18 protein-coding genes are annotated in these 15,926 nt (G+C 70.6%); 12 read left to right on the plus strand and 6 right to left on the minus strand.

The features are described from left to right. Positions 1-178 precede the first annotated feature (178 nt). The gene (pdxS, locus tag BBK82_RS27160) at positions 179-1,027 is read left to right on the plus strand and encodes a pyridoxal 5'-phosphate synthase lyase subunit PdxS (protein ID WP_237048433.1); all 849 of its coding nucleotides are present in this window, start codon (positions 179-181) and stop codon (positions 1,025-1,027) included. Positions 1,028-1,094: 67 nt separating this feature from the next. Here the strand turns inward: pdxS and helR are convergent, their stop codons facing one another. From helR to BBK82_RS27175, 3 genes are all read right to left on the minus strand, one after another. Next, positions 1,095-3,275: an RNA polymerase recycling motor ATPase HelR gene (gene helR / locus BBK82_RS27165; protein ID WP_179953703.1), complete on the minus strand. Its 2,181-nt coding sequence runs from the start codon at positions 3,273-3,275 to the stop codon at positions 1,095-1,097. Between the two features lie 123 nt (positions 3,276-3,398). Next, on the minus strand, positions 3,399-3,995 hold the full coding sequence (locus BBK82_RS27170; protein WP_065917547.1) for an LppU/SCO3897 family protein: 597 nt from the start codon (positions 3,993-3,995) through the stop codon (positions 3,399-3,401). A gap of 30 nt (positions 3,996-4,025) precedes the next feature. After that, on the minus strand, positions 4,026-4,580 hold the full coding sequence (locus BBK82_RS27175) for a helix-turn-helix domain-containing protein (RefSeq protein ID WP_065921377.1): 555 nt from the start codon (positions 4,578-4,580) through the stop codon (positions 4,026-4,028). Positions 4,581-4,637: 57 nt separating this feature from the next. Between BBK82_RS27175 and BBK82_RS27180 the strand changes: the two genes are divergently transcribed. The 4 genes from BBK82_RS27180 to BBK82_RS56790 all read left to right on the plus strand — a co-directional run bounded on the left by BBK82_RS27180 (position 4,638) and on the right by BBK82_RS56790 (position 8,113). Next, positions 4,638-5,357 (plus strand): AzlC family ABC transporter permease, encoded by a 720-nt coding sequence (locus BBK82_RS27180; protein ID WP_065921378.1) that lies wholly within the window; start codon positions 4,638-4,640, stop codon positions 5,355-5,357. Next, on the plus strand, positions 5,336-5,644 hold the full coding sequence (locus BBK82_RS27185) for an AzlD domain-containing protein (RefSeq protein ID WP_065917548.1): 309 nt from the start codon (positions 5,336-5,338) through the stop codon (positions 5,642-5,644). Before BBK82_RS27180 ends, BBK82_RS27185 begins: the two co-directional genes overlap by 22 nt. A gap of 74 nt (positions 5,645-5,718) precedes the next feature. Next, complete coding sequence (locus BBK82_RS56785) at positions 5,719-6,363, plus strand: ATP-binding protein (protein WP_071812686.1); 645 nt, start codon at positions 5,719-5,721, stop codon at positions 6,361-6,363. Positions 6,364-7,981: 1,618 nt separating this feature from the next. Beyond that, entirely contained in the window at positions 7,982-8,113 is a 132-nt protein-coding gene (locus BBK82_RS56790; RefSeq protein WP_418287527.1) for a LuxR C-terminal-related transcriptional regulator, read from the plus strand. Here BBK82_RS56790 and BBK82_RS27200 read toward each other — a convergent pair. Further along, entirely contained in the window at positions 8,110-8,550 is a 441-nt protein-coding gene (locus BBK82_RS27200) for an Lrp/AsnC family transcriptional regulator (RefSeq protein WP_065917551.1), read from the minus strand. The genes BBK82_RS56790 and BBK82_RS27200 overlap by 4 nt on opposite strands. Before the next feature lie 74 nt (positions 8,551-8,624). Here BBK82_RS27200 and BBK82_RS27205 point away from each other — a divergent pair, with 74 nt between their 5' ends. Together BBK82_RS27205 and BBK82_RS27210 are read left to right on the plus strand one after the other, a co-directional pair. Continuing rightward, positions 8,625-9,812, plus strand: coding sequence for a trans-sulfuration enzyme family protein (locus BBK82_RS27205; RefSeq protein WP_083268177.1), 1,188 nt, complete (start codon positions 8,625-8,627; stop codon positions 9,810-9,812). A gap of 139 nt (positions 9,813-9,951) precedes the next feature. Continuing rightward, positions 9,952-11,286: an amino acid permease gene (locus BBK82_RS27210; protein WP_237048434.1), complete on the plus strand. Its 1,335-nt coding sequence runs from the start codon at positions 9,952-9,954 to the stop codon at positions 11,284-11,286. Between the two features lie 4 nt (positions 11,287-11,290). Here BBK82_RS27210 and BBK82_RS27215 read toward each other — a convergent pair whose 3' ends face one another. Beyond that, positions 11,291-11,917, minus strand: coding sequence for a GNAT family N-acetyltransferase (locus tag BBK82_RS27215; RefSeq protein WP_065917553.1), 627 nt, complete (start codon positions 11,915-11,917; stop codon positions 11,291-11,293). Between the two features lie 103 nt (positions 11,918-12,020). Between BBK82_RS27215 and BBK82_RS27220 the strand changes: the two genes are divergently transcribed. From BBK82_RS27220 to BBK82_RS27240, 5 genes are all read left to right on the plus strand, one after another. Then, positions 12,021-12,503 (plus strand): hypothetical protein, encoded by a 483-nt coding sequence (locus BBK82_RS27220; protein ID WP_154697530.1) that lies wholly within the window; start codon positions 12,021-12,023, stop codon positions 12,501-12,503. A gap of 20 nt (positions 12,504-12,523) precedes the next feature. Next, the gene (gene pdxT, locus BBK82_RS27225; protein ID WP_065921379.1) at positions 12,524-13,147 is read left to right on the plus strand and encodes a pyridoxal 5'-phosphate synthase glutaminase subunit PdxT; all 624 of its coding nucleotides are present in this window, start codon (positions 12,524-12,526) and stop codon (positions 13,145-13,147) included. After that, positions 13,144-13,893 carry a YebC/PmpR family DNA-binding transcriptional regulator gene (locus BBK82_RS27230; protein WP_065917555.1) on the plus strand — a complete coding sequence of 250 codons (750 nt, stop codon included), beginning with the start codon at positions 13,144-13,146 and terminating at the stop codon, positions 13,891-13,893. The genes pdxT and BBK82_RS27230 overlap by 4 nt, the downstream gene beginning before the upstream one ends. 73 nt (positions 13,894-13,966) lie before the next feature. Further along, positions 13,967-14,467 carry a DUF4262 domain-containing protein gene (locus BBK82_RS27235; protein ID WP_237047592.1) on the plus strand — a complete coding sequence of 167 codons (501 nt, stop codon included), beginning with the start codon at positions 13,967-13,969 and terminating at the stop codon, positions 14,465-14,467. 164 nt (positions 14,468-14,631) lie between these two features. Then, positions 14,632-14,931 carry a GNAT family N-acetyltransferase gene (locus BBK82_RS27240; RefSeq protein WP_237048435.1) on the plus strand — a complete coding sequence of 100 codons (300 nt, stop codon included), beginning with the start codon at positions 14,632-14,634 and terminating at the stop codon, positions 14,929-14,931. A gap of 337 nt (positions 14,932-15,268) precedes the next feature. Here BBK82_RS27240 and BBK82_RS27245 read toward each other — a convergent pair whose 3' ends face one another. Continuing rightward, entirely contained in the window at positions 15,269-15,832 is a 564-nt protein-coding gene (locus BBK82_RS27245; protein ID WP_237047593.1) for a TIGR03086 family metal-binding protein, read from the minus strand. Positions 15,833-15,926 lie beyond the last annotated feature (94 nt).

The following is a 15,926-nucleotide window of genomic DNA, read 5'->3' on the forward strand; positions in this document are numbered from 1 at the left end:
GGGTGACAGGGGTCACCACCTGCGGTTGATCGGAAAGTGGCCTTCTGGTTCCCGTTGTCAGTGGCTTGGGAGAGGGGGCCACGTCGGACGTAGCCTGGGCGTACCGACTTCCCTTCGAGAAAGGTTGCCCAGGGTGAGCACTGACCAGGTCACGGGTACCGCCCGCGTCAAGCGCGGCATGGCCGAGATGCTCAAGGGTGGCGTGATCATGGACGTGGTCGACGCCACCCAGGCGAAGATCGCGGAGGACGCGGGCGCCGTCGCCGTCATGGCGCTCGAGCGCGTGCCCGCCGACATCCGCGCGCAGGGCGGCGTCGCCCGCATGAGCGACCCCGACCTGATCGACGGCATCATCAACGCCGTCTCGATCCCGGTCATGGCGAAGGCCCGCATCGGCCACTTCGTCGAGGCCCAGGTCCTCGCCTCGCTCGGTGTCGACTACATCGACGAGTCCGAGGTGCTGACCCCGGCCGACTACGCCAACCACATCGACAAGTGGGCCTTCACGGTCCCCTTCGTCTGCGGTGCGACGAACCTGGGCGAGGCGCTGCGCCGCATCACCGAGGGCGCGGCCATGATCCGCTCCAAGGGCGAGGCCGGCACCGGTGACGTCTCCAACGCCACCACGCACATGCGCAAGATCCGCCAGGAGATCCGCCGCCTGCAGAACCTGCCGGAGGACGAGCTGTACGTGGCCGCCAAGGAGCTCCAGGCGCCGTACGAGCTGGTCAAGGAGGTCGCGCAGAACGGCAAGCTCCCGGTCGTGCTGTTCACCGCAGGCGGCATCGCGACCCCGGCCGACGCGGCGATGATGATGCAGCTCGGCGCCGAGGGCGTGTTCGTCGGTTCCGGCATCTTCAAGTCCGGCAACCCGGCCCAGCGCGCCGAGGCCATCGTGAAGGCGACGACCTTCCACGACGACCCCGACGTCATCGCCAAGGTCTCGCGCGGCCTGGGTGAGGCCATGGTCGGCATCAACGTCGAGGACGTGCCGGAACCGCACCGCCTGGCCGAGCGCGGCTGGTAGTCCGCGCCGCACGCGACAACGACGAAAGGGGCGCACCCACCGCGGGTGCGCCCCCTTTCCGCTTGGTTCAGCCCACCGGCTGCAGCGAGCTCAACGCCTCCGGCAACGGTCCGTGGTGCAGCACGCCGAGCCGTTGCGTGGCACGGGTGAGCGCCACGTACAGCTCCGCCGCCCCGCGCGGGCCGTCGGCCAGGATCCGCTCCGGTGCCACGACGAGCACCGAGTCGAACTCCAGGCCCTTGGTCTCCGAAGCCGGCACCGTGCCGGGCACACCGGGCGGTCCGATCACGACGCTCGTGCCGTCCAGAACCGCTTCCGCCGCGGCGAACTCCTCGATCGCGGCCGGCAGCTCGGCCTCGCTCACCCGCCGGGCCCACGGCTGGACACCGTTGGCGCGCACCGACTCCGGGGCCTGGACGTCCGGCGCGAACTCGGCGAGCACGCGGGCGGCGACGGCCATGATCTCGGCCGGGGTGCGGTAGTTGACGGTGAGCGAGCGGTAGACCCAGCGGTCCTTCACGTACGGGTCGAGCATGTCGGCCCAGGTCACGGCGCCGGCGGCGGTGCGGCGCTGGGCCAGGTCGCCGACGACGGTGAACGAGCGGCCCGGGCAGCGGCGCATCAGCACCCGCCAGTCCATCTCGGACAGTTCCTGGGCTTCGTCGACCACGACGTGGCGGTAGGTCCAGTCGCGGTCGGCGGTGGCGCGTTCGGCCAGCGTGCGGGTGTCGTGCTCCTCGAACCGGAACGCCAGGTCCTCGGCCTGCAGCAGGTCGGTGGCGAAGAGGTGGTCCTCGTCGTCCATGTGGTCCTGGCGGTTGGTCATGCTGTCCAGCACGGCCTCGGCGTAGGCGGCCTCGGCCTTGCGCTCCTCCAGCGCCGCGCGCTCGCGGGTCATGTCGGTGATCTTGTCGCGGCCCAGCAGGTCGTGCAGCTCGTCGAGCAGCGGCACGTCCGAGACGGTCCACGCCTCGCCGTCCTCCCGCAGCAACGCGGGGTCGCCACCGGCGGCGGCCAGCCGGTCCGCGGACGACAGCAGCGACGACAGCAGCGACCGCGGGGTGAGCACCGGCCACAGCTCGTCCATCGCGGACAGGAACCGCTCGTCCTCCGCTAGGTCCTTCAGCAGGCCGGACCGCATGTCCTCCCAGCCCTGCTTGTCCTCCCGCGACAGCCAGCCCTTGCCGATCCTGGCGATCGCGCGCTCGGTCAGCACGTAGGTGACGATCTCCACGAACGTCGCGCGCGCCTCGTTGTGCGGCAGGCCGGTGTCGCGGGCCTCCTGCCGGGCCCACTCGGCGGTCTCGCTGTTGATGTGGACGGTGATGTCCTTCAGCCCGATCGCGATCGGCTCCTCCGGCAGGCGCTGCCGGTCGGCGACCGCGGCCGCGAGCACGTCGAGCATCTTCAGCGAGCCCTTGAGCCGCGCGGCGTCCGCGGGGTCCTCCGCGGTCACCTTCATGCCGGGCACGAAGTCGCCGGCGGTCATGAACACCACGTCGGACTCGCCCAGCGACGGCAGCACGCGGCCGATGTGGTTGAGGAACGCGGGGTTCGGGCCGACGACGAGCACGCCGTGGCGTTCCATCCGCTCCCGCTGCGTGTACAGCAGGTACGCGACGCGGTGCAGCGCCACCACGGTCTTGCCGGTGCCGGGCCCGCCCTCGATGACCAGCACGCCGGGGTGCTCGAGCCGGATGATCGCGTCCTGCTCGGCCTGGATCGTCGCCACGATGTCGCGCATGCCCTCGCCGCGGGGCGCGTTGACCGCGGCCAGCAACGCCGCGTCACCGCGCTCGTCGGCGTCCGGCCGCCCGAAGACCTCGTCGGTGAAGTCGACCAGCGTCCGCCGGTTCGTGTGGAACTGCCGGCGCCGCCGCATCCCCTCCGCGTTCGCGCCCGTGGCCGTGTAGAACGGCCGCGACGACGGCGCGCGCCAGTCGAGCAGCACCGGCTCGAAGTCGCGTTCCTCGTCGAAGATGCCGATCCGCCCGATGTAGTGCGTCTCGCCGTCGAGGCTGTCCAGCCGCCCGAAGCACAGCCCGTCGTCGGCCACCTCCAGCCGCTTCATCTCCTTGTGCCGTGCGCGCACTTCCTGGTCACGTTCCATGACCGTCCCACCGGTGCCGCGCAACGCAGCGGTGAACGCCCCCTTCACGCGCGCACGGTCGGCATCGAGCCGTGCGTACAGATCAGCAACGTAGGCGCGCTCGGACCGCAGTTCTGCTTCATACCCCTGGTTTGACACGTGTTCCCCAAAGCGCCTGGTTGTGGCTTAGCGCGATGAGTCTGAGGTATGCCCGGGGTCTTGTGGCAAGGCCCCCCGTCTGCTATATGGTTGAGTGGGCAGGGAGCGGGTTCCGCTCCCCTGTCACTTGCTGGCCGCCATGCAGTAGGTCGTCCTGATCTCCGGGTACGCCAGGCCCGCCGGCACACCCGCTCCGCACACCGCCGGGTCGACGGTGTCCTTGAACACCCGCACCTTCAGCGTCAGCTCGGTGCACGGCGCCTCCGGCATGTAGGCGCCGTAGAGCTCGGTGATCCGGTAGCACTTCCCGTCCTCGAACAACGGCGCCAGGCACACGCCCAGCTTGCCGCTCCACCGGTACCGCGAGTACTTCGTCTTGTCCTGCCCGCTCGCCGTGCCGCAGTCCTCGCCCTGGCGCTGCAGGCTCGCGACGACCTGGTTGTGCGTGCCGGCCGCGCAGTCGACCTTCGTCACGGTCGCCTTGACCGCGGTGCCGTCGATGCGCATGCAGTCGCCGACGACGGGCTCGTCGCCTCGCCCGCCTTCCGCGGAGACCCCCGTGGCGTCGGGGAAGTCCGGCTCCGGCCTGGTGGCCACGTAGAGGAAGACGCCTCCCGCGACCACGACCAGCACGGCCAGGACGGCGAGCAGCGTCTTCCACACGCCCGGCTTCTCCAGCGCGGGCTCCTGCGGCGAGGCGTTCTCGAACGGGTCAGACATGTGTTCCCCCCAGACAGTTCGGCGACAAGCCTAGGTCGTGTGCTCCATCACCATCACCGCGGTGGTGCCCGGTTCCAGCGCCTTGCAGATGTGCGGCAGATCCCCCGGATAGACGATGTAGTCACCGGGCCCGAGCTCGACCGGGTCGTCCGCCAGCCCCGCGAGGCAGCGGCCCGTCGCCACGATCATGTGCTCGACGCTGCCCGGCACGTGCGGCTCCGACTCGCGGGCGCCGCCCGGTTCGAGCGCCAGCCAGTAGATGTCGTGCTTGGTGCCCGGACGGCACGCGGCGAGCAGGGTGGCGGAGTAGTGCGCGCGCTCGGAGTGGATGACCGGGCCCTGGCCGGCGCGGATCACCTGCACGCGCGGCACCGCGGGTTCGACCAACTGGCTGAACGGCACGCCCAGGGCGACGCCGAGGGCCCAGAGAGTTTCGACACTCGGGTTGCCGGTCGCCGACTCCAGCTGCGACAGCGTCGACTTCGCGATGCCCGCCTTCTTGGCCAGCTCGGACAGCGAGAGGCCGGTGCGGTCGCGCTCGCGGCGGAGGTTGGCCGCGATCAGGTCGAGTGGTGCGTTCGACACAGAAGTCCAATCGTTCGGCTTGACGAACACCCGGTGTGGTGTTCATCGTATCGGGTGATGCGTTCGATATGGCGAACCCTTGATCCGGGTTCAATTGACTCTGGGCTGCTGCGTGACGTCACCGCAGTCGCACTCGGCGCCGCGGTGACCGGCGCCTCGTTCGGCGCGATCTCGGTCGCGTCCGGTCTCCCGTGGTGGATGCCCGTCCTGATGTCGCTGGTGATCTTCGCGGGCGGCTCGCAGTTCATGGCGGTCGGCATCGTCGCCGCGGGTGGCAGCCCGGCCGCCGCCGTGCTCGCCGGGCTGGTGCTCAACGCGCGGCACCTGCCGTTCGGGCTCGCGGTCGGGGACGTGCTGGGCAACGGGTGGCTCGCGCGGATCGTCGGCAGCCACCTGCTGATCGACGAGTCCACGGCCTTCGCGATGGCCCAGAAGGACCCAGCGCGCGCACGGGCGGCGTACTGGGCGTGTGGCGTTTCGCTGTTCTTCAGCTGGAACACCGGCGTGCTCATCGGAGCGCTGGTGGGGCAGTCGATCGGCGATCCGGCCACGTTCGGGCTGGACGCGGCGTTCCCGGCGGCCCTGCTCGCGCTCACGCTGCCCGCGCTGAAGGACGTCGCGACCCGCAACTCGGCCCTGCTGGGTGCCGCGGTCGCGCTCGCGACGACACCGTTCCTGCCGGCGGGCGTACCGGTGCTGCTCGCACTGGCCGGCCTGGTCGCGTTCCGGCCGACGAAGAAGAAGGAGGAGGAACCGTGCCCGTCACCGCAGTCCTGATCCTCGCCGCCGGCACGTTCGCGATCCGGATCGCCGGACCCCTGCTGCGCGACCGGGTCACGTTGCCGGACCGGGTCCGTGAGCTGTTGTCGGCCTCGGCGACGGTGCTGCTGTTCGCGCTGGTGGCGATCTCGGCGCTGACGAACGGCAAGAGCTTCGGCGGCTGGGCGCTGGCGCTCGGCGTCGTGGTCGGCGGGCTCGCGGCGTGGCGGAAGCTGCCGTTCGTCGCGGTGATCGTGCTGGCCGCGGCCACCACGGCCGGGCTCCGGCTGGCCGGGGTGGCGTAGGAACTCCGACACCGGCCCTGCGGGTGATGCCTGCGCAATAGGGGGCTGATGGGGGCGCAGCCTCAGATGGGGGCATGGCTGCGAAACCTGGACTGGTCGGGCGGGACCGGGAGACGACCCAGCTGGCGGGCGCCCTCACCGCGGCGGCGCACGGCGACGGGCACCTCGTCGTCGCGTCCGGCGGGCTCGGGGTCGGCAAGACCGCGCTGCTGGCCACCGCCCGCGAGCTGGCCGCCGAGCACGGGTTCACCGTGCTGGCCGCGGGGAGCTTCCTCGAGCGCGAGCTGCCGTTCGGGGTCGTGAGCCGCCTGTTCGTCTGCGCAGCCGGTGCCGCCGACGACGTGCAGCACCTGCCGCGGATCGCCGCCGCTGGGCCTGTCCGACGCGCTGGCCGAGCCGGGCCCGGTGACGTTGCCCGAGCTGCACGTCCTGCACCGGGCGCTGGCGCGGATGGCGGCCGACCGGCCCGTCGCCATCGTCGTCGACGACGCGCAGTGGGCCGACCAGCCGTCGCTGCAGTGGCTGAGCACCCTGCCGCACCGCATCGAGCACCTGCCGGTCTTCGCGCTGGCCGGGATCGGCGCGGGCGAGGTGTGCGCCGGGCCGCAGACGCTGGAGGAGCTGCTCGCGGCGACCTCCGCCGAGATCCGCCTGGACGAACTGTCGTTCGACGCCTCGCGCGCGTTGGTCGAACACGAGCTGGGCGAGCGCGTAGATGACGCGTTCGTCACCGCGTGCCGCGCGGAAGCCGGTGGCAACCCACTGCTGCTGTTGAACCTCGTGCGCGCGTTCGGCGGTTCGCTGGACGGACTGACCGCACCCGCGTTGCTGCCGACGTTGAACGTGCGTCTGCGCCGCTTGGCGGCGCACGCACCGGATGCGGTGCACGCGCTGGCCGTGCTGGGGGGCGAGGTCACGTTGCCGCGGGTGGCCGAGCTGATCGGCATCGAACCGTGCGAGCTCGCCGGGACGATCGCGGCGTTGCACCGGACGGGCTTGCTCTCGGCGGCCGGCGCGCTGGTGCACCCGGTGGTGCGCAACACCTTGCGCGAGGAGCTGACCATCACCGAACGGCAGGACCTGCACGCCGCGGCCGCGCGGTTGCTGGTCGAGACGGGAGCCTCGGCCGAGGTGGTGGCCGAGCACCTGGTGGAGACCCGGCCGCTGGACGAGGAGTGGGCGACCGACGTGCTGGTGGCGGCGTCCAGCCGGGCCCGCGCGCGCAACCGGGTGCTCGACGCGGTGCGCTACCTGAGGCGGGCCATGGCCGAGCCGGGCTCCGGTGAGCTCCTGGCCGAGCTGGGCGAGGTCGAGTCCTACGTGGACGTCCCGGCGGCCGTGGACCACCTGGGCGAGGCCGACCCGGCCCATCCCGCGCTGCCGGCGCTGCTCGCGTTGCTGGGGGAGGAGCCGGTGCTCGAACGGGCCGCGGTCGGTGACCCGGACGTGCTGCCGACGTCACCCACGGCGTTCGACCCGTACTTGCGCGCGCTCGCGTACATGCGGCTGCGTGGAGACCTTGCTGCCGCGTACGCGCGTGTGGACCGTGCGCTGACCGTGGCACGGAGGTGGCAGCACCGGCCGTGTGTGGCGGCGGCGTTGACGGCGCGGTCGGCGTGCTTGCGCGACCTCGGCAGGTTGGCGGCGGCGGAGACCGACGCGCGCGAGGCGTTGGCGGTGCTGGAGAGCTGTGGCGCGGCACGGGTGTCGACGCCGGTGTTCGCGGCGCTGACCGAGCTGGCGCTGGCGTTGCTGGACATGGGTGACGTCGACGAGGCCGCGGCGGTGTTCGACGTGGTGCCGGGCGAGGTGCCGGACCTGTTCGGCGCACCGGCGCTGCTGGCCGCGCGGGCGGTGCGGATCGCGGCCGAGCGGCGCAAGGACGGTGTGCGCGACCTGCTCGACTGCGGCGAACGGCTGCGCGCGCGTGGCTGTGACGCGCCGTCGTGGCGGCTGCCGTTGGGCGGAGAACACCTTCTGGCAGAAGAACGCCTCTCGCGCGAGTGCGGTGCCGTGCTGCCGTTGGCGGCCGCGTTGCGCGAACAGGGCGTGCTCGTCGGAGTGGAAGGCCTGGCCCTGCTGGAGGAGTCGGTCGCACTGCTGGCGCCCACGGGTGCCGTGCTGGAACGGGCGCGCAGCCACTTCGCCCTCGGTCGCGCGCTGCACCTGGCCGGGCGGGTGAAGCCGGCGCGGGCCGAGCTGCGGGTCGCGGTCGACCTCGCCGACGACTGCGGTGTCGAGGACCTGGCCGAGGAGATCAGGCAGGAGCTGGCCGCCGGACCGGCCGGGCTGACCGAGTCCGAACGGCGGGTCGCCGCGTTGGCGGCGGAGGGCAAGATGAACCGCGAGATCGCCGCCGCGTTGTTCGTGCAGCTGCGAACCGTGGAGATCCACCTGACGAAGGTTTACCGCAAGCTCGGCATTGACGGACGTGACCAGCTCGCACCGGCATTGCGCCTTGCGTCTTAGTACTTGCGAACATGCGAAAAGAGCAGATTCGTGTGCACTTCGGTCACTTCGCGGCGACTTGTGAACTTGTCGAGCACGAGTCGTTGCAGATGACCGACGTCCGAAACCGCGACATGCACGAGGAAATCCTCCGGGCCGGTCACGTGGGAGAGCGCGAGCGTTTCCGGCAGGCTCAGCACGTAAGCCATGAACGGGTCGACGATCTCCTTGGTGTGCGGGCGGATCTTCAACGCGAGCATCGCCTGCACCGGCCTGCCGACCGCGCCCAGGTCGATCTCCGCGTGGTAGCCGGTGATCACGCCGCGGTCCCGCAGCGCCCGGTGCCGCACCACGGCGGTGGACTGCGCGACGTTCACGCGCTCGGCCAGGTCCTTGTTCTGCAGCCGCGCGTCCTTCCGCAGCTCCCGCACGATGGCCTCGTCGATCGAATCCAGCACGGCTCTTCTCCGTTCTGCCGAACCAGCTGCGGGCGATCGTCCGCTACGCCGAGGAAGTCTCCACCATTCCGACCATGACGCGCATCGAGACCCTCGCCGTGCACGGCGGCCGCGACGACCTCGCAAAGCTGGGTGTGCACGCTCCTCCCATCGACCTGTCCACCACCTACCCCGTGCCCGACCAGGCGCTCGGCGGGGAAGCGCTGGGTGAGTGGGCCACAGGCGCGGCACACGCCGCGTCGCCGGTGTACGCCCGGTTGCACAACCCGACCGTGGCGCGGTTCGAACAGGCGCTGGCCGCCCTGGAGCACACCGAGGCGGCCGTGGCGTTCGGCAGCGGGATGGCCGCGGTGACCGCCGTGGTCCAGGCCGCCTGCGTGATGGCGGGAAAGCCGCACGTCGTAGCCGTGCGGCCGCTCTACGGCGGCACCGACCACCTGCTGTCGTCGGGTCTGCTGGGCGTGTCGGTCACGTACGCGGAAGCGGGCCTGGTGTCCTCCGCGATCCGGCCGGACACCGGGCTCGTCGTCGTCGAGACGCCGGCCAACCCCAACCTCGACCTCGTCGACATCGGCCACGTCGTGCGGCAGGCCGGGTCGGTGCCGGTCATGGTCGACAACACCTTCGCCACGCCGGTCCTGCAGAACCCGGCGCTGCACGGCGCGTCGTACGTGCTGCACTCCGGCACCAAGTACCTGGGCGGGCACGGGGACGTGCTCGGCGGTGTCGTGGCCTGTTCCGAGCAGCTCGCGCCGGCGTTGCGGCAGGTCAGGATCATCACGGGCGCGGTGCTGCACCCGCTGGGCGGCTACCTGCTGCACCGCGGCCTCGCGACGTTGCCGCTGCGGGTCGAGGCGGCGACCCGGTCGGCGCAGGTGCTGGCCGCGCGGCTGGCCGAGCACGACGCGGTGGAGTTCGTGCGCTACCCGACCGCATCGCTGCAGATGCGGGGGACCGGCGCGATGATCGCGTTCGGCGTGCACGGCGACCCGGTCGAGGTGGTGCGGCGGCTCACGTTGATCACGCCGGCCGTCTCGCTGGGCTCGGTGGACACGCTGATCGAGCACCCGTCGGCGCTGACCCACCGGCTGGTACCCGGCGAAGAACTGCGTGCATCGGGAGTTCCGGACAATTTGCTGCGCATTTCCGTGGGCCTTGAGCACGTTCAGGACATTTGGGAAGACTTGAACGCGGCGTTGTGTGACGTCCCTTACGTTAAGCCTTCCCCAACTGATCACTTGGTGATGACCGCCACTCACTAGGGTTCCGACGCATCAGCGCGTCGGGGCGCGGGAGGTTCCGACGCGAGCATTTTTCCGTTTCGGAAGGAACCTCCTCGTGAGTTCTGTGGAAACTGATGCGGACGGCTACACCAAGGCGTTGAGCAAGCGCCAGGTGCAGATGATCGCAATCGGTGGCGCGATCGGCGTCGGCCTCTTCCTGGGCGCGGGCGGACGCCTCGCCACGGCGGGGCCGTCGCTGATCCTGTCGTACGCGGTGTGCGGTATCGCGGCGTTCTTCGTCATGCGCGCGCTGGGCGAGCTGGTGCTGCACCGCCCGGTCTCCGGCAGTTTCGTGGAGTACGCCCGCGAGTTCATCGGCCCGTGGGCGGGCTTCACGTCCGGCTGGATGTACTGGGTCAACTGGGCGATGACTGGCATCGCCGAGATCACCGCCGTCGCGATCTACATGCACAAGTGGTTCCCGGACCTGCCGCAGTGGATCACCGCGCTGGTCGCACTGGTGGTCCTGGTGGCCATCAACATGTTGTCGGTCAAGCTCTTCGGTGAGCTGGAGTTCTGGTTCAGCGTGATCAAGGTGACGGCGATCGTCGTCTTCCTGGTCACCGGCATCGGGCTCGTCATCGCGGCCGCGGACATCGGCGGCACCACGGCGTCGGTCACCAACACCGTGAGCCACGGCGGCCTCTTCCCGGCCGGCTTCGGCGTCGCGCTGATGACCCTGCAGGCCGTGATCTTCGCGTACTCGGCCATCGAGCTCGTCGGCATCGCCGCCGGCGAGACCAAGGACCCCGAGAAGATCATGCCGCGCGCCATCAACGGCGTGGTCTACCGCATCGCGATCTTCTACGTCGGCTCCGTGCTGCTGCTGACGATGCTGCTGCCGTGGGACCACTACACCGGCACCGAGTCGCCGTTCGTGACCGTGTTCTCCGCGCTGGGCATCCCGGCGGTCGGCGACATCATGAACGCCGTGGTGCTCACCGCCGCGCTCTCTTCGTGCAACTCGGGCCTGTACTCCACCGGCCGCATCCTGCGGTCGCTGGCGCAGAAGGGCGAGGCCCCGTCGTTCACCGGCCGGATGAACTCCCGGCACGTGCCCTACGGCGGCATCCTGTTCACCGGTGTCGCGTACCTGTTCGGCGTGGTGCTCAACTACACCGTCCCGAAGGACGCGTTCGACATCGCGATCGCCGTCGCGTCACTGGGTGTCGTGTCGACGTGGGCGACGTTGATCATCTGCCAGATGAAGCTGCGGCAGAAGGCGGTGCGCGGTGAGATCGAACGGCCGTCGTACCGGATGCCGGGCGCGCCGTACACGTCGTGGCTGACGCTGGCGTTCCTCGCGCTGGTGGTCGGGCAGATGGCGTTCTCGTCCGGGCACGCCGAGCGGATCGCGTTCTGGTCGATCCCCGGCCTCGCGCTGGTGCTGTTCCTGGGGTGGCGCTTCGTGAAGTCGCGGCAGCCGCAGCAGGAGCTCACCACCGTCGACTGACCGCTCAGGGGACGGGCAGGTGCGCTGCGGTGACCGGGGAGACGACGGCCCAGCCGAGCTTCTCGTACAGCGCCCGCCCGTCCTCGGTGGCCACGAGCACGGCGCGCGTGGCACCACCGGCCGCCGCCGCTCGCGTCAGCTCGGACATGACGACGCGGCCGAGACCCCGCCTGCGATGTGCCGGGTCGGTCTCCACCACGTCGACGACGGCGGCGCTCCCGCACACCGCGACCCGTCCCTTCGCCGCGAGGTGGTCGTTGTTCAGCACCACGGCGTCGTGCACGTCGCCGGTGCTGCGCAGTTCCGCGGTGTAGGTGGCCGGCGGCGGGACGGGCGGGTGCGGGTGCAGGTCGATGGTCATCAGGTACTCGGGTGCGCCGACCGTCCACGCGGGGGTCAGCTGGACCTGGTCAGGTGAACCGCAGACCTTGAGCCACGTGCCCGGTTCGGTCAGGGTCGCGGCGCGTGGTCCGGCCGCCGCCGGGTCGGGCAGGACGTAGCGCACGCGGTGGGCGGGCAGGCCGACGTCGACGCGGTAGCCGTCGGGCTCCTCGACCGGGGCGGGGGTGCCGCGGGACAGCGCCCAGCCTCGCACCCAGTCGGCGACGGTCCGCGTACGCAGTTCGATCATGCACCAATCCTGCCCGAACAGGGTCTGCCCTCGTTGCCATCGACCGAGCGCTGTGTCCTGCGCGGGCCGTCTCCCCGCCGGGAGGCACCCGTAGCCTCGCGTGGTGGGTGAACGCGCGGGAGGAAGCCTGAGCTCGCGCTGGCGGTGGGTCGTCCTCCTGCTGGCGCTCGTGTTCCTGATGCTCGGCGGCGTCACGGCGGCCGGGTCGGTGCTGGACGGCACCGCTGTCGTCTCCGGGGTCCTGGTCGGCGCGGCCGGCATGGCGCTCGGGGTGGTCGGGATCTGGCGGGGCCTCCTCCTCGGCGTGACGTGGTCGTCCGAGGGGGTCGAGGTGCGTGGGCTGCAAGGCACCGACCGGCGTTCCTGGGCCGAGGTCGAGGCCGTCGGCGTTCGACTGACGCCGCACGACCTCCTCGTGTTCGTGAAGCACGCCGACGTGGTGCTCGTGCTCGCCTCGGGCGAGGAGGAGTGGCTCTCGCCGCTGGCCACCTACACCCTGTCGGAGGCCGTGCCGCGCCGCGTCGAGACCAAGGCCGCGCTGCTGCGCGAGGCGCTGGCCCGCCACCACGCCCAGAGCCGGAACTGACCTCGAATATGCTGGTCGGCATGGTTGCTGCCCCACCCGTCATCGGCGTGCTCGCCCTGCAGGGCGACGTCCAGGAACACCTGGTGTCGCTCGCCAAGTGCGACGTCACCGCACGCCCCGTCCGCCGCGTCGAGGAACTGGACGAGCTGGACGGCATCGTCATCCCCGGCGGCGAGTCGACGACCATGAGCAAGCTGCTGGTCAACTTCGAGCTGCTGGAGCCGTTGCGCGCCAAGATCAAGGCCGGTTTCCCCGCCTACGGGTCGTGCGCGGGCATGATCCTGCTGGCCGAGACGGTGCTGGACGGCCGCGAGGACCAGGAACAGCTCGGCGGGCTCGCGGTCACCGTGCGCCGGAACGCGTTCGGCAGGCAGGTGGACTCGTTCGAGACCGATCTCGACCTGGCCGGCGATACGGTTCACGCCGTGTTCATCCGGGCACCTTGGGTGGAGGCGGTGAGCGGCGAGGTGGACGTGCTCGCTACGGTGCCCGTTACGGCTGAGGCGGGAGACGCCGCCGGTAGGATCGTCGCGGTCAGGCAGGGCAACGTGCTGGCGACGGCGTTCCACCCGGAGCTCACGGGGGACGAGCGCGTTCACCGGCTGTTCGTTGACATGGTCCGGAGTTCGACGGAGGAGAAATGAGCGGCCACTCCAAGTGGGCGACCACCAAGCACAAGAAGGCCGCTATTGACGCCAAGCGCGGCAAGCTGTTCGCGCGGCTGATCAAGAACATCGAGGTGGCCGCCCGCACCGGCGGTGGCGACCCGGACGGCAACCCGACGCTGTACGACGCGATCCAGAAGGCCCGCAAGAACTCGGTGCCGCTGGACAACATCGAACGCGCCCGCAAGCGCGGCGGCGGCGAGGAAGCAGGCGGCGCCGACTGGCAGACCATCATGTACGAGGGCTACGGTCCGAACGGCGTCGCGGTGCTCATCGAGTGCCTCACCGACAACCGCAACCGCGCCGCGACCGAGGTCCGCACCGCCATGACCCGCAACGGCGGTTCGATGGCCGACCCCGGTTCCGTGTCGTACATGTTCAGCCGCAAGGGCGTCGTCATCGTCCCGAAGGCGGGCACGTCCGAGGACGACGTGATGCTGGCGGTGCTCGAAGCGGGCGCCGAGGAGGTCAACGACCTGGGCGAGGCCTTCGAGGTCGTGTCCGAGGCCGGCGACCTGATTCCGGTCCGCAAGGCGCTGCAGGACGCGGGCATCGACTACGAGTCGGCCGAGTCGAGCTTCCTGCCGTCGGTGTCGGTGGCCCTGGAGGCCGAGGGCGCCAAGAAGATCTTCAAGCTGATCGACGCGCTGGAGGACTGCGACGACGTGCAGAACGTCTTCGCGAACTTCGACGTGTCGGACGAGGTCATGGCCGAGGTCGGCTGAGCTTCGACGACGGTGGACGGGCGGGTGGGCCAGGCGGCTCACCCGCCCGTTCGGCTTGCGTAGGGTGGGTTTCGTGCTTTCCGACGAGGACATCGAGTTGCGTGCCCGGCTGCTCTCCCTGGCCGACCGCCACGGCCACGCCACCATCGTCGTCCCGCCCGACGCCGAGGGTGCCGGCTACGTCTTCTCGGTCGGTGCGTGGCGCCGGTTCGGGGTGGCGGAGGCCGTGGTCATCGGGCTCGACCAGGGCATGGGCGAGACGCTCGTCAACGCCTACGTGAAGCGGGCCAGCGCGGGGGAGCGGTTCGTGCCGGGGCAGCTCTACTTCGACTTCTTCGAGGGTGTGCCGATCACGTTCGAGCGCGTCTACAAGGGGTTCTACCCGGAGTTCTTCGGCAGTGCGTACCTGCTCTACGACGGTGCCGACTTCGCGGCCGTGCAGATCATCGTGCCCACGCCGCAGGGCCACTGGCCGTGGCAGCCGGATGCGCCCGAGGGGTTCGGGGACCACCAGCTGATCTTGACCGAGAGCGGTGTGCCGGAGAGCTGGACGCCCGGGGTCACCGGGCCGTGAGCGTCCACATCAGACCGCTGACCGTCGCCCAGGCGGGTGAGCTCATGACCGTGCAACGCGCCGCCTACCTGGTCGAGGCGCGCCGGTACGACGCGTAGGACCTGCCGCCGCTCGTCGAGACGCTCGAGAAGATCCAGGACCACATCACGTCCGGACAGCCGGCCATCGGCGCGTTCGACGGGCATCGGCTCGTGGGCAGCGTGCGCGGCAACGTCGACGGCGACCGCATGGAGGTCGCCCGCCTGTTCGTCGCACCCGACCAGCAAGGACGCGGGATCGGCCGGCTGCTGCTCGACGAAGCCGTCAACGCCGCCCCGGCAGGCGTCGACGTGCTCTGGTTGTTCACCGGAGCGCAGAGCCAGGAGAACATCCGGCTGTACGAGAGCGCCGGGTTCGAGCGGGTCAGCGAGCGCGTCGACGGGCTGGGCATCACACTCGTCACATTGGAGCGGAAGGTCATCTGACGTTCAGGGGCCGGTCACGGGCGGCTGGCAGAGTCCTGAGCGGTTCACCCACGACCAACCACCGGTGCGGACGTCGATCACACGTCGGCTGATCCGTCCGGCACCCGCGCCCCCTGGCACACCCAGTGCCAGGGGGCGCCGTGCTGTCCCGGGCCGTTGTCCGGAGGTCGTTGTCCGGTGTTCGCTCCCCGACACCGGACAACGGGCCAGGCGGTAGAAAAGTGGTGCGGCCGGAATCGGGGGATCCACAGGCCGCCAGTGGGGGATGAGCGCCCCGCCTCGCAGGAGGCGAGGGGGATGCGGGGCGGGGCGCTTGCACACCAGGACCACACCACGATCAGGGTTTGCGGCCGAGCAGTCCGATCAGCCGGGTCTGGTCGTCCGCGTCCGCCACGACCGGCACCGCCGAGTCGAACATCGACGAGCCGCTCCACTCGTCGACGTTGCGCTCGACGTACCGCAGCACCGTCGTCGCCAGGTCCGGGTCGATCCGCTCGTCGGCGCCGATCGACCGTGCCAGGTCCCACGCGTGCACCGCGAGGTCGGTGGTCATCTGCCAGCAGTACTCCGCCGCGTCGATCATCCCCGACGACACGTGCACCGGCTTGGACAACGCGTCGGGCTCCAGCCACGCCTCACGTGCCGCCGCGGCCGCGACCACCCAGGACACCAGCGGGTCGTCACCCAGGTTGTCGTGGTCGAACCGGTCGCCGACCTGCTCGGTGGTGCACCCGGCCAGCAGTTCCGATGCCCAGAGCTGCTCCTGGACCAGATGGCCCACCAGATCTCTGACCGACCACTCCCGGCACGGGGTACCCAGCACCCACTGGTCGGGTGCGATCTCCCGCACCCGCCGGTCGAACTCCGTCATCGCGAGGCCGTGCGCCTGGATCAAGTCCACCCCAGCAGTGCATCAAATCCCGCTCAACCCCGCACTCCGGCAGGAGAGATGGGCCACTTGGACGCAACCCCGATTGCAAACCGTACGAGCGTTC

The sequence above is a fragment of the Lentzea guizhouensis genome (genome assembly GCF_001701025.1).
In the GTDB taxonomy this organism is placed as follows: domain Bacteria; phylum Actinomycetota; class Actinomycetes; order Mycobacteriales; family Pseudonocardiaceae; genus Lentzea; species Lentzea guizhouensis.